Below are 13,112 nucleotides of genomic sequence, written 5' to 3' on the forward strand. Positions count from 1 at the left end.
GGGCATGCCTCAAGAGGGTATGGACCTTCGCCGTGAAGTGACGCACGCCACGGCAGGGGCCGGGGTTCAGGGCCGTGGGCGCGGGGCGGAAGGGGCGCTCGCGGGAAGGGGGCTCACAGCGTCAGGAGCATCGCGATCATGGCCATGCTCATCGCGAGGCGGCACACCAGCGCCAGCTCCGGCCGGTCCGCCCAGCGGACGACACCGGCCTCCGGAGTGGCCGCCGCGCCCACCGGGGCGAGCCGCGCGCCCGAGGCGAGCACGTGCGCGGTGAAGTACAGGAGCAGGGTGCCGGTCAGCGCCGGGACGCCCGTGTCGCCGTGGCCGCCGCCGGGGGCGGAGAGCATCGCCGCCGACATGTAGACCATCGCGGCGGCGCCCACCAGGTGGTGGACGTGGTGGACGGAGCGCCGCGTCGTCCAGGCCGCGTGCAGGGCGATGGCGGTGAACACCGTCGCGTAGACGAGCCACGCGCCCCGGGGCGGGGAGAGCGCGGCGGCGGGCACGGCCATCGTCGCCATGCCGAAGCCCATGAGCGCCTCGCCGCCCGCCGTGCGGCGCTGCTCCGCGACGCGGCTGCGCATCCGCAGCACGCAGTAGGCGCCGCTCGCCGCGCAGAGCGCCACGAGCAGCCAGCTCGCCGAACCAGGTCCGTGCACCGGGCACCTCCTCGACCGACGGACGACGCCGATGACGAGTCGATGCCCGGCGCCGGGGCGGCGTACGGGAGCGCACGGGTGTACGGCGGGAGCGCGACGGGGGCGGAAGGGGCCCGGATCAATTATTTTTCAGGTAAAACACTTGCTAACCTTCTCTGTCATGAGCAGCACCCCGCCCCCGTCCCGTACCTCGCCCCCGGCCCGCACCCCGTCCCGCCCCTCGTTGCGCGCGCACCTGCGGCGCCTGCCGCTCGCCGGTGTGCTGCGCCTCGGCAAGCCGTCGGACATCTGGTTCAAGCCCGCGACGAGCGTCTTCGTCGCCATGGCGATCCCTCATCTGACGCTGCTCGCCCTCGGCCGCCTCGACCTCGTGATGTACACGATGGCCGGGTCGCTCTGCGCCCTGTACGCACACCAACTGCCGTACGCCGTACGGGCCCGCGCCCTCGCCTGGGTCGTCGCCGGGATGGCCGCGAGCGTGGCGGTCGCCCTGACCACCGCCGCGCTCGCGCCCGGCGCGGCGGTGCTCGTGGCGGTGGGCGCGCTGCTCGCCGCCGCCCAGAAGGCGCTCTGCGACGCCACCCGCGTCGGCCCGCCCGGCCACCTGATCTTCACCTTCGTCAGCTCCGCGAGCCTGTTCGCGCCGCAGCGCATCGACCAGGTGCCAGGCCACCTCGCCCTGACGCTCGGCGCGGGGGCCGTGGCCTGGCTCGTCGGCATGGCGCCCGCGCCGCTGCGCCCGCACGGCCCCGAGCGGCGCGCCACCGGCCGGGCCCTGCACGCCGCCGCCGCGTACGCCGACGCCGTGGCGGCCGACGCGAGCGGGCCCGGCGCCGCGCGGGCCCGTGCCGCCGCTGCCGACGCCGTGCACGCCGCCTGGCAGTCCCTGCACGCGACCCGCGCCGACGCGACCCGGACCGCGCTGCACCACCTCGTGGCGACCGCCGAGGAAGCCCTCGCCGCGCCCGCCGCGGGAGACCCCGCGCGGCTGCGCGCCCTGGCCGAGGGACTGCGCGGCACCGGAGCCCTCCCGGACACCGGCGCCACGGCCCCGCACCCGCCGCTGGAGCGGGCCGAGACGGCCGAGGCCGCGCTGCCGCCGTGGCGGCGGCTCGCGCCCGGGTCGCCGCTCCTCCCCATCGCGCTGCGCACCGGCGTCGGCTGCGCCCTGGCCGGGTACGCGGCGCTCGCGCTCGGCGTCGGGCGCCCCTACTGGGCCCTGGTCACCGCCGCGTCCCTGTACCAGGCCAACGTCACCCTGACCTGGAGCCGCGGCGTACAGCGCGTCGTCGGCAACGTCGTGGGCGTGGTCGCCTTCGCCGCGCTCGTGCCGCTCGCGCACCACGACCACGCCGCGCTGACCGTGTGCGGGCTGCTCTGCGCCTTCGGCGCGGAGGCCCTCATCACCCGCAACTACTGGCTGGGCTGCGTGTGCGTGACGCCGATGGCGCTGCTCGTCACCGAGTTCGGGCGCTTCCAGGACCCCGGCGCGCTGATCGCCGACCGCGTCGTGGACACCCTGCTCGGCGCGCTGCTCGGGCTCGTCGCCGCCGTGGCCGTCACCAACCGGCGGGCCGCCGACCACATCGAGCACGCCCTCGCCGCCACGGACCGCGCCCGCGCCCACGCTGAGAGCGCCCTGCCGGGACCGGCCCCCGACCTGCACCGGGCCCGGCGCCGGCTGACCGCGAGCCTCGTCGCCCTGCGCACCGCCCACGACACGGCCGCGGGCGAGTGGTGGCAGCGCGAGCTCCCCGCGCGTCGGGTGGCGGACGCCGAGCGGGCCGGGCACCGTACGCTCGCGGCTACGGTACGTGGTGGACCGCGGGCCGCGGAGGGCGCGCGGCCGTGACACCAGCGGCATGAGCACGAGGAGCGGGGCGCGGGGATGACGAGTGGGTACGGCCGGGCGGGTGCGGGCGACACGGTGGCCGCGGTGGTCCGCCAGTGGCAGCGGGTGCATCCGGGCGTGGACACCGCGCCGATGGAGATCATCGGCCGCATCAACCGCTGCGCGGCCCTGCTCCAGCAGGCCGAGGACGCCCCGCTGCGCCGGGCGGGCCTGACCCGCCCGGAGTTCGACCTGCTCGGCGCCCTGCGCCGCACCGGCCACGAGCTGACCCCCGGCGAGCTGGCCCGCGAGACCTTCTCCTCGGGCGCGGCGGTCACCAAGCGCCTCAAGCTGCTCCAGGAGCGCGCCCTGATCGACCGCCGCCCGGACACGCGTGACCGCCGCGTCACGCACGTCCGCCTGACCGACGCGGGCCGCGACCTCGTCGACGGGGTCCTGCCCGACCAGCTGGCGTACGAGACGACGGTCCTCGCGGGCCTGGCGGACGACGGCCAGGAGCGCCTCGGCGCCCTCCTGGGCGAGCTGCTCAGCCAGCTGGAGGGCCGCCTCGGCGTCCCGCGCGGGTGACCCGGGGCCGGTCCGACGGGTCGGCCCTAGGGCCGGTAGCGCAGCGGATGGTCCTCCGGCACCTCCACCACCGCGATGCGCACGCCGTCCGGGTCGGCGATCCACATCTCGACGAGGCCCCAGGGCTCCTTGACCGGCGGCCGCAGGATCGCCACGCCGCGCGCGGCCAGGTCCGCGTGCGCGGCGTGGACGTCCGCGACCTGGAGCCACAACTGCACGGCGGGCGAAGGGGGCTGTGCCGAGCGCCCCGAGACCTCCAGGAAGCCGCCGCCGAGGAAGTACACCGTGCCGCGCTCGGGCCCCGTGCCGAACTCGCGGTAGACGGCGAGGCCGAGGTCCGTGCCGTAGAAGGTCCGGGAGCGCTCCGGGTCGGTGGGGCGCAGGAGGATTCTGCTGCTGAGTACGTGCACCATGCGGCCGCACCTTAGCCCCGGGTTACGCTCGGCGGTGCGCGCCGGGGCTTGAGGGGTCCGGCGCGCGACGGCACCGCAGCACCAGCAGATCGGAGACCCGCCCCCATGGCAACCGCCCCGCACCCGAGCACGCACGGCGACCTCACCTTCAGGGACGCCACCGAAGCCGACGCACAGGCGCTGGTCGGGCTGATCGAGTCGGCGTACCGAGGCGACGACAGCCGTGCCGGGTGGACCACCGAGGCGGACATCCTCCAGGGCCAGCGCACCGATCCGCAGGGCGTCGTCGACGTCATCACCGCGCCCGACAGCAAGCTGCTCGCGGTGGAGCGCGACGGCCGGATCGTGGCCTGCTGCCAGCTCGAACACCGCGGGGACCACGTGTACTTCGGGATGTTCGCCGTCAGCCCGGCGCTCCAGGGCGCGGGCCTGGGCAAGGTGATCATGGCGGAGGCGGAGCGGACCGCGCGGGACACCTGGGGCGCCCGGGAGATGCACATGACCGTGATCTCCGTACGCGAGGAGCTCATCGCCTGGTACGAGCGGCGCGGCTACCGCCGTACGGGAAAGATGAGCCCCTTCCCGTACGGCGACGAGCGCTTCGGCGTCCCGCAGCGCGACGACCTGGAGTTCGAGCTCCTGGTGAAGCAGATCGGCTGAGCCGGGCGCGCCTCGGCCCGGCGGGGACCCGGCGAGGGGCCCCGCGAGTCGCCTCAGGCGGTGAAACGTCCCGTCCGTTTGATGTCCGGGTAGTCCGTCGTCGCGCCGTCGAGCTGGAGCGCGCGCACCAGGCGCAGATCGTCCTGGGTGTTCACGACCCAGCCGATGATCCGCAGACCGGCCTTGCGCGCGTGCTCGACGATCTCCAGGGTCAGCCGGCGGATGTTCAGGACCAGCGTGGCGGCGCCGACGGCGGTGGCGCGCTCCACCACGTCCACGCCGTAGCGGCTGGCGACGAGCGCGGTGCGCACGCCGGGGACGAGCCGGGCGATCTCGGCGATCGCCTCGTCGTGGAAGGAGAGCACCTCCACCCGGCCGACCAGGTCCCGCGCGTGCATGACGTCGGCGAGGGCGCGCGCCGCCGCCACGTCCTTGATCTCGGCCTGCAGCGGCGCCCGGACGGCGTCCAGGACCTCCTCGAAGACCGGGACGCGCTCGCCCAGGCCCGCGTCGAGCTCGCGCAGCTCGGCGAGGGTCTTCTCGGCGATGGGGCCGCTGCCGTCGGTGGTGCGGCGCACGTCGGCGTCGTGCATGACGACGAGGGCGCCGTCCTTGCTCAGGTGCAGGTCCAGTTCGATGACGTCCAGGCCCGCGGCTTGCGCGGCGACGAAGGATCGCAGGGTGTTCTCGGGTTCGGTGCCCATGACACCGCGATGCCCGATGGTGAGGAAGTTCAAGGTCACTCGCTTCCGTCGACGGCGGCTCGGCTCCGCGCGGTGCGGAGGCAGGGGACCGCGCGGCACGGCCGCAGCCTAATCGCCCGCTTCCACGATCGGATCGTTCCTGCGGGGCGAAGCGGAATCATCCGGTCTCGTGCCCACGATGCCCAGAATGAGTCCGGTGATGACGGCGGCGACCAGAACGGCGCGGGTGCTCAACGGTTCGGCGCTCCCTGCGGCGGGGACGGCTGACCCGGCCCGTCCTACCGCCGCGGGCACCGTGATCGCGAGCTGTCTCACCCGTGGGTGGGCGCGTCGGCCGGGGGTTGACCCGCGCGCCTGCGGGTGCGCGGCGCCAGCTCCTGGGCCTGCGCCGCGGCCTTGGCCTCGACGGCGTACGTGTCGACGTACTCCTGGCCCGAGAGCTCCAGGATCGCGTACATGATCTCGTCCGTGGCGGCCCGCAGGGCGGCGCGCTGGTCCTGCATGCCCGCGTACTTGGAGAAGTCGAGCGGCCTGCCGAAGCGCAGGGTGATCGGCACGATGGTCGGCACCCGGCGGCCCGCGGGCTGGGCCTCGAACGTGCCGATCATGGCGCAGGGGATCACGGGCGCGCCGGACCGCAGCGCCATCGCGGCCACGCCCACCCGGCCCTTGTACAGGCGCCCGTCGTGCGAGCGGGTGCCCTCGGGGAAGATGCCGAGCAGGCCGCCCCGGTCGAGCACGTCGAGCCCGGCCTCGACGGCGGCCTGGCCCGCGCCGTTGCCCGACCGGTCCACGGGGATCGCGCCGATGCCCCGGAAGAACGCGGCGGCGAGGCGTCCGCGCAGGCCCTTGCCCGTGAAGTACTCCTGCTTGGCAAGGAAGTTGATGCGTCGGCGCAGCGTCACGCCGAGCAGGAACTGGTCGCAGAACGACTGGTGGTTCCCCGCCACGATGGCCGCGCCCCGGGCCGGTACGTTGACCAGCCCCTCGATCCGCGGCCGGAACAGCCACCGCAGCAGCGGTATCAGGACGACACACCTGAACACGGCATAGAACATTCCGCTGATCCCCTCCTCGACTGCCCCCGCGCCCGGGCACGCTAGCGGCCTTTCGGGGCGGGAGGGAGAAGGCGAATCGAGCCAGCGGAAGCGGTGGGGGAAACGCGGCCGAAAAACGCGGAGTCCATGCTGTGCTGAACAATTGGAGGGGTGAAAGGTTGGGGGTCGTAGCGCCCGTATACGAGCGAGGGCATGGCCTCTGAGCTGGAGTGATGCTGGGGAGGGTGGTGCGCGGCGAGGTGCTTGTCGCGGCACTGCGGTGAGGTTCTTCGCGGTGTGCCGATCCGCCCGCCTCTGCTTTTCCCTTCGCATTACCGGCGCGTTTTCCGGGGTGCGGGCCTTTCATGCGTGGCCGTACTCGGGGATTTTGCCTCCGGGGCGATGTGGCGGTCTTGCGCGGGCGGCGGCCGCAGCCCGTGGCGCGCGGGGCGCCCCGGGGCGGGGGTGTCCGCACGCCCGGAGCGGGAAACAGTGGGGGAGGCGGCCGTCCCGATGCCGGGTGACAGGAAAAACAGCGGCCCAGGGGAGGGTGGGCGGGATAATTTCCCGGATCCCCTCTTGTGACGGAGAAGCTCGCACACATACGCTGCTTAGACGCGAGGTTCTCCCGTGGAGGATGGGACATGACGGAAATTCTTGTGCAGACGGCGGCGGACAGCCCCGGGGCTTCCCGTGACGGGCGAGTGGTGGACCACCCGGCCTGGCCGGTGCTCAAGGGTGCCGTCGAGGAGATCAGGCCCTGGCAGTCCAAGGACGGCTCGATCGACTTCGAGCGCGAGGGCGCGCCGTCGCAGGCCGCGGCCAGGCGGGCGGTCGACCGCCTCATAGCCTCGGTCGAGGAGCTGGCGCCGCTGCTCACCCACGACGCCGCGTACCTGACGGCCCTGGTGGCCGATCTGCGCAAGTGGGCCGAAGACGGCTTCCAGGTGCCGGACTTCCTCGACTCGCTGCTCGCCTTCCACCCGGCGGCCCGCCGCGAGGACGGCCTCCAGCACCTCGTGCTCTTCCCCATGTACACGCAGAACGGCAATCCGGACCGCAACTTCGAAGCGGTCGTCCTGCGCATGGTGTGGCCCGAGTGGCTCGCCGAGCTCGAGCGCACGCGCTACGACAACCCGCTGTTCTGCGGCATCACCTTCGAGGACTTCACGGCCGGTTACGACACCAACTCGGCCGTGCTCTTCCCCGAGACGATCGCCGTCCGCGAGGCCCCCGAGCGCTTCACCTGGGGCGGCATCTTCTGCGACCGCGAGGCCGCCCGCTTCCGCCGGGTCACCGCGGCCGCCGTGGACATCCTCGGCATCGACCTGCCGGACGACATCCGCGCCATGGTCGCCGACCAGGCCCGCTGCCAGGAGGCGTTCGTCCTGTGGGACATGGTCCACGACCGCACCCACAGCCACGGCGACCTGCCCTTCGACCCCTTCATGATCAAGCAGCGGCAGCCGTTCTGGATGTACGGCCTCGAAGAGCTGCGCTGTGACCTCACCGCCTTCAAGGAGGCCGTGAAGCTGGAGGCCGAGGGCGTGCCCCAGGCCCGTGACGTGCAGTACGCGGTGCTCTTCGACCGGATGTTCCGCTTCCCGGTCACCGGTGACCGCGTGCGCAACTACGACGGGGTCGGCGGCCAGCTGCTCTTCGCGTACCTGCACAAGCACGACGTCGTCCGCTGGACGGACAACAAGCTGAAGATCGACTGGGATCGTGCCCCGCAGATCACCAACCAGCTCTGCGCGGAGATCGAGAAGCTCTACCGCGACGGCATCGACCGGCCTAAGCTCGTGCACTGGCTGGCCGGCTACCAGCTGGTTTCCTCCTACCTGGCCCCGCACCCCGGCTCGCGCTGGGCGAAGGGCCCGGAGGCCCTGGACATGTCGCTGCCGCCGCGCAAACTGGTCGACGACGTGCTTCCCGACGAATTTCCACTCAGCATGTTCTATGAGGCGCTCTCCAAGAAGCTCAAGCACGTGATCGCCTCCACCAAGGGGATCACCGCGGAGTCCGGCGCCGAGACGGTTGCCGCGTGAGCGGCCGCAGCAAGGAGGCGAGGGCCATGTCCGCACTCGACGGAGCCGTGATCGCGGTGGCGGGGGCCGCAGGGCCCGCGGGGCGTGCCACCCTGCTCCGCCTGGCGGAGGCGGGGGCGACCGTGGTCGCGTCCGACGCCGACGCCGCACGCCTGGCGGAGGCCGTGGACGCGGCGCGCTACGCGCACGGCGGCGCCACGGTCACCGGCGACACGGTCGACCTGCTCGACCTGGACGCCGCCCGCGCCTGGGCCGCCCGCACGGAGAAGGAGTACGGCCGGATCGACGGCCTGGTGCACCTCGTCGGCGGCTGGCGCGGCAGCTCCTCCTTCGCCGACACCGACCTCGGCGACTGGGACGTCCTCGAAGACCTCCTGATCCGCACGGTGCAGCACACCTCGCTCGCCTTCCACGGCGGCCTCCAGCGCGGCGGCAACGGCCGCTACCTGCTGATCAGCGCCGCGGGCGCCAGCAAGCCCACCGCCGGGAACGCGGCGTACTCGGCCGCGAAGTCCGCCGCGGAGGCCTGGACGCTCGCGCTCGCCGACGCCTTCCGCAAGGAGGGGGGCGAGGACGGCCCGCGCGCCGCGGCTGCCATCCTGATCGTGAAGGCGCTGGTGCACGACGCGATGCGCGCGGAGCGCCCCAACGCGAAGTTCGCGGGCTTCACGGACGTCAAGGAGCTGGCCGAGGCCGTCGCCGGCGTCTGGGAGCGCCCCACATCGGAAGTGAACGGGAAACGTCTGTGGCTGACCGAGAAGCCGTGAACCCTCCGAAGACCGATGCCAAGCGGCATCACGACCCCGCCGCCCGCGGTTTCGCGAGCGACAACTACGCGGGCGCGCACCCGGAGGTCATGGCCGCGCTCGCCCTCGCCAACGGCGGCCACCAGGTCGCCTATGGCGAGGACGTGTACACCGACCACCTCCAGCAGGTCATCCGCGGCCACTTCGGCGCGGGCGCCGAGGCGTTCCCGGTCTTCAACGGCACCGGCGCCAACATCGTCGCCCTCCAGGCGGTCACCGACCGCTGGGGCGCGGTGATCTGCGCGGAGAGCGCGCACATCAACGTGGACGAGGGCGGCGCCCCCGAGCGCATGGGCGGCCTGAAGCTGCTCACCGTGCCGACGCCCGACGGCAAGCTCACCCCCGAGCTGATCGACCGGCAGGCGTTCGGCTGGGACGACGAGCACCGCGCGATGCCGCAGGTGGTCTCGTTCGCGCAGAACACCGAGCTCGGCACCCTGTACACGGTGGACGAGATACGCGCGATCGTCGAACACGCCCACGAGCTCGGCATGCTGGTGCACCTCGACGGCGCCCGCCTGGCCAACGCGGCGGCCGCGCTCGACGTGCCGATGCGGGCACTCACGAATGCCGTCGGCGTCGACATCCTCTCGCTGGGCGGCACGAAGAACGGCGCGCTGTTCGGTGAGGCCGTCGTCGTCCTCAACCGCGACGCCGTGCGCCACATGAAGCACCTGCGCAAGCTGTCCATGCAGCTCGCCTCCAAGATGCGCTTCGTCTCGGTGCAGTTCGAGGCGCTGCTCGCCAAGGACCTGTGGCTGCGCAACGCCCGGAACGCCAACGCGATGGCCCAGCGCCTGGCCGAGGGCGTCCGCGCGGTGCACGGTGTGGAGATCCTCTACCCCGTGCAGGCCAACGCCGTGTTCGCGCGGCTGCCGCACGACGTCATCGAGCGCCTGCAGAAGCGCTACCGCTTCTACTTCTGGGACGAGGCCGCGGGCGACGTCCGCTGGATGTGCTCCTTCGACACCACGGAGGACGACGTCGACGCCTTCGTGGCGGCGCTCAAGGAGGAGATGGCGCGCTAGCCGCCCCGGGCCACGCCAGTCCGCCCGGGCCACGCCAGTCCGCGCTGGCCGCGCTGGCCGTGCCCGGATCTGCCGTGGGTGCGCGGGCCCATCCAGCGCAGATCCAGAATATGCATGGGTATGCGGCCGATCGAAAAGTCATTGACTCTCGATCGGCCGCTTTCCTATGCTCGCGGCCCATGGAGCTGATCCAGGAGAACCCAGATCTGTCCGCCTATCTCGCGGCGGACGAGGCCGTCGACCATACGCACCCCCTGGTCCGGGAGACCGCGGCGCGCCTGGCCGAGAATGCTGACGACTCATACGTATACGCGCGGGCGGCCTATGAATTCGTCCGCGACACCATCCCGCACTCCGCGGACGCCGGGGACCCGCGCGTGACGTGGCGCGCCTCCGACGTCCTGGAGCGGCGGACCGGCATCTGCCACGCCAAGGCGCACGCGCTCGCCGCGCTGCTCCGCGCGAAGGGCATCCCCACGGCCCTGTGCTACCAGCGGCTCCTCCACGACGACGGCAGCGCCTTCGCGCTGCATGGCCTCGTCGCCGTGCGCTTCGACGGGTCCTGGCACCGCCAGGACCCGCGCGGCAACAAGCCCGGCGTGGACGCGCGGTTCTCCCTCAGGGGCGAGCGGCTGGCCTTCCCGGTGGACGCGGCCGCCGGGGAGGTCGACTACCCGACGCTGTACGCCGAGCCGAACCCGGTGGTGCTGGAGATCCTCAAGGCGGCCCCGGACCGGCCCTGGCTCTGGGAGAGGCTGCCGGAGGGGCTCCCCGCGACGCGGGGCTGAAACATCGGATGTGGTGAGGGGTTCGTTGCTCTCGGTGTGCTGCGAAGCGTGTTTGCGAGGTGGCGGGACGGTCAGTCATCCGACCTATTCCTGTCGGATGGCTTGACGCGGCACGGCGTGGCCCCGATGCTGCGTACGCCAACTCACCCTGACCGCACCGCTGTTGGAGAGGCCCACGCCATGACTCCCCTCTCACGGCGCGCCTTCGTCGCAGGCGCCTCCGGAGCTCTCGTCGCGGCGGGCTCGCCCGTCGCCTGGGCCGCGTCCGCGGCGCCGCCCCGCGCGGACGCGCACGGCGGGCTGCTGCGGGACGCCGCCATGGTGTGGAAGCGGCTCCCGCACAGCTGGCAGGAGGGGCCGTTCCTCGGCAACGGCTTCCTCGCCGCGCACGTGTACGCGCAGCCCGGCGAGGGCAACGTGCTGCGCTTCATGGTCAACCACGCGCACGTACAGGACCAGCGCGGCCAGTGGGAGGCCGCGATCGGCTACTCCCGGCTCGGCGTCGGCTTCCTGACGCTCACCTTCGCCGGGACGGTCACCGGCGTCGACTGGCGCCTGGACCTGGACGCCGCCGAACTCGCGGGCACCGTCACCACCACCCGCGGGAGCGTCGCCTTCTCCGCCCTGATCCTCAGCCACGAGGACGTCCTGCTGGTCTCGACGGAGCCGAGCGCGGGCGAGGAGGCCATGGCCTGGGGGTTCACCGCGCTGCCCGCGCGCACCACCCGCACCGTCCGGGTCCCGCCCGAGTACACCGCCAACCCCGACCCCGCCACCGGCCCCGACCACGTCGAACAGCCCCTGCACGCGGGCGGCGGCTACACCACGGCCTGGCGCGAGCGCCGCTCGGGCACCGGCCGCCTCCTCGCAGTCACCATCGCGTACGGACACCCGGACTCCACCGGCAGGCAACGGGCGCTCCGCGCGGTCGAGAAGGCGCTCGACGGCTCGGCCGAGGCAGCCGTGGCCCGCCACCGCGCCTGGTGGCGCGCCTTCCATCGGCGCAGCTTCGTCTCCGTACCCGACAAGAAGCTCCAGCGCTTCTACTGGATCCAGCTGTACAAGCTGGCGTGCGCGACCCGCGCCGAGGGGCCCGTCACCCCCGTCTTCGGCCCGTGGTTCCCGGAGACGGGCAACAACTGGACGAGCATCTGGTGGAACACCAACGTCCAGGTGACCTATCCGCTCGCCGACGTCTCCAACCACCGCGAACTCGACGCCATCACGCCGACGTTCGCCCGCGACCACGCCAACCTGGAGACCAACATCCGCCCGGAGCTGCGCGACGGCGACACCTACGCGCTGTGCCACCCCGGCGACTGGCGGCTGCGCTCCGGCCCGCGCTACGTCGGCGTGCCCGGCGTGAGCCCCAACGACCACACGGGCAACCTCATCTGGGCCCTGCACAACGCCTGGGTCACCTACCGCCACCACATGGACGACGACGCCCTGCGGCACGTCATCCGCCCGGTCCTCGCCAAGGCGGTCCGCTACTACGCGCGCCACCTCACCGAGGGCTCCGACGGCCACCTCCACCTGCCCGAGACCCGCTCGCCCGAGTACGCCAACGCCGCCGACTGCACCTACGACCTGTCCCTGCTGCGGTGGGGCGTCACGGCCCTGCTCGACTCCGTGCGGCGGCTGCGCCTGCGGGACCCGGACGAGCAGCGGTGGCGCGACATCCGCGACCGCCTCGTCCCGTACCACCGCGACCAGAACGGCGTCATGATCGGCGCCGGAGTCCCGCTCGCCGAGTCCCACCGCCACTTCTCCCACCTGCTGTGGCTCCACCCGCTCCAGGAGGGCCTCGACCGGCGCAGCTTCGACCACTGGGCCGGGCGGCAGGACCGCTGGCACGGCTACAGCTACGCGGCGGCCGCCTCCATGGAGACGCTGTTCGGGGAGGCGGAGCGGGCCCTGCGCCATCTGCGGTTCTTCGTGGACGGCAACGTCACCGACAACTGCGCGCTCACGCCCAACACCATGTACCGCGAAGGCTCCAACTTCGCCCTGGAGAGCCCCATCGCCGCGGGCCGTTCCCTGCTCGACATGCTGACGCAGAGCCACGGGGGAGTGGTCAAGGTCTTCCCCGCCGTCTCCGGCACCTGGCGGGACGCGAGCCTTCAGCGGATCCGCACGCAGGGCGCGTTCCTCGTCGACGCCTCGCGGCGCGCCGGGCGCACGGAGTGGATCCGCGTGCACAGCGAGGCAGGGGAGCCGCTGCGGCTGCGGCACGGCATCACCGGGGAGGTCGACGTACGCGACGAGCGGGGCCGCCACCTGCCGTACCGGGGGAGCGACGTGATCAGTGTCCCGCTGCGGCGCGGACAGACGGCGCTGGTCACCCCGAAGGGCGCCCGCCCGGCACCGGACCCGCGCGACGTACCGGGCAACGCGACGGAACCGGCCTGGGGGCTGCCGTAGGCCCAGCCGTCGTCGGGTGCGGGCTGCCGGAGCCCTGGCCGTCGTCCCGGCACGGATCAGCCCCCAGCCCGCCGCGGAGCGGAAGTACAGTGCAATGAACTGTTCAGTTCGTTACGCTGTACTCCC

Annotated in this window: 12 protein-coding genes; 8 read left to right on the plus strand and 4 right to left on the minus strand. The window is 73.0% G+C overall.

Going from position 1 to position 13,112, the window contains the following annotated elements; all coding sequences use genetic code 11:
- Nucleotides 1-113: 113 nt before the first annotated feature.
- Entirely contained in the window at nucleotides 114-659 is a 546-nt protein-coding gene (locus ACIG3E_RS16925) for a DUF5134 domain-containing protein (RefSeq protein ID WP_399616404.1), read from the minus strand.
- 160 nt (nucleotides 660-819) lie between these two features.
- Between ACIG3E_RS16925 and ACIG3E_RS16930 the strand changes: the two genes are divergently transcribed.
- Both ACIG3E_RS16930 and ACIG3E_RS16935 read left to right on the plus strand, forming a co-directional pair.
- Nucleotides 820-2,511, plus strand: a complete 1,692-nt coding sequence (locus ACIG3E_RS16930; RefSeq protein ID WP_399616406.1) for an FUSC family protein — start codon at nucleotides 820-822, stop codon at nucleotides 2,509-2,511.
- A 36-nt stretch (nucleotides 2,512-2,547) separates the two neighbouring features.
- Nucleotides 2,548-3,078 (plus strand): MarR family winged helix-turn-helix transcriptional regulator, encoded by a 531-nt coding sequence (locus tag ACIG3E_RS16935; RefSeq protein WP_399616408.1) that lies wholly within the window; start codon nucleotides 2,548-2,550, stop codon nucleotides 3,076-3,078.
- Nucleotides 3,079-3,104: 26 nt separating this feature from the next.
- Here ACIG3E_RS16935 and ACIG3E_RS16940 read toward each other — a convergent pair whose 3' ends face one another.
- Complete coding sequence (locus ACIG3E_RS16940; protein WP_399616410.1) at nucleotides 3,105-3,491, minus strand: VOC family protein; 387 nt, start codon at nucleotides 3,489-3,491, stop codon at nucleotides 3,105-3,107.
- Nucleotides 3,492-3,596: 105 nt separating this feature from the next.
- Here ACIG3E_RS16940 and ACIG3E_RS16945 point away from each other — a divergent pair, with 105 nt between their 5' ends.
- Nucleotides 3,597-4,151, plus strand: a complete 555-nt coding sequence (locus tag ACIG3E_RS16945; protein ID WP_399616412.1) for a GNAT family N-acetyltransferase — start codon at nucleotides 3,597-3,599, stop codon at nucleotides 4,149-4,151.
- A gap of 53 nt (nucleotides 4,152-4,204) precedes the next feature.
- Here ACIG3E_RS16945 and ACIG3E_RS16950 read toward each other — a convergent pair whose 3' ends face one another.
- Nucleotides 4,205-4,888 carry a glycerophosphodiester phosphodiesterase gene (locus ACIG3E_RS16950; protein ID WP_399616782.1) on the minus strand — a complete coding sequence of 228 codons (684 nt, stop codon included), beginning with the start codon at nucleotides 4,886-4,888 and terminating at the stop codon, nucleotides 4,205-4,207.
- A gap of 278 nt (nucleotides 4,889-5,166) precedes the next feature.
- Complete coding sequence (locus ACIG3E_RS16955; protein ID WP_399616414.1) at nucleotides 5,167-5,913, minus strand: lysophospholipid acyltransferase family protein; 747 nt, start codon at nucleotides 5,911-5,913, stop codon at nucleotides 5,167-5,169.
- A gap of 623 nt (nucleotides 5,914-6,536) precedes the next feature.
- On the opposite strand from ACIG3E_RS16955, the gene ACIG3E_RS16960 reads away from it, so the two are divergent.
- The 5 genes from ACIG3E_RS16960 to ACIG3E_RS16980 all read left to right on the plus strand — a co-directional run bounded on the left by ACIG3E_RS16960 (nucleotide 6,537) and on the right by ACIG3E_RS16980 (nucleotide 12,986).
- The gene (locus ACIG3E_RS16960; protein ID WP_399616416.1) at nucleotides 6,537-7,940 is read left to right on the plus strand and encodes a DUF6421 family protein; all 1,404 of its coding nucleotides are present in this window, start codon (nucleotides 6,537-6,539) and stop codon (nucleotides 7,938-7,940) included.
- Nucleotides 7,941-7,966: 26 nt separating this feature from the next.
- On the plus strand, nucleotides 7,967-8,707 hold the full coding sequence (locus ACIG3E_RS16965; RefSeq protein ID WP_399616419.1) for an SDR family NAD(P)-dependent oxidoreductase: 741 nt from the start codon (nucleotides 7,967-7,969) through the stop codon (nucleotides 8,705-8,707).
- Entirely contained in the window at nucleotides 8,704-9,774 is a 1,071-nt protein-coding gene (locus ACIG3E_RS16970) for a threonine aldolase family protein (protein WP_399616421.1), read from the plus strand. Before ACIG3E_RS16965 ends, ACIG3E_RS16970 begins: the two co-directional genes overlap by 4 nt.
- A gap of 179 nt (nucleotides 9,775-9,953) precedes the next feature.
- A complete protein-coding gene (locus ACIG3E_RS16975; protein WP_399616423.1) occupies nucleotides 9,954-10,562 on the plus strand; it encodes a transglutaminase domain-containing protein in 609 nt (202 codons plus the stop codon).
- 180 nt (nucleotides 10,563-10,742) lie between these two features.
- On the plus strand, nucleotides 10,743-12,986 hold the full coding sequence (locus ACIG3E_RS16980; RefSeq protein WP_399616425.1) for a glycosyl hydrolase family 95 catalytic domain-containing protein: 2,244 nt from the start codon (nucleotides 10,743-10,745) through the stop codon (nucleotides 12,984-12,986).
- The last annotated feature ends 126 nt before the right edge of the window (nucleotides 12,987-13,112 follow it).

The sequence above is a fragment of the Streptomyces sp. NPDC053474 genome (assembly GCF_044544845.1).
Classification (GTDB): domain Bacteria; phylum Actinomycetota; class Actinomycetes; order Streptomycetales; family Streptomycetaceae; genus Streptomyces.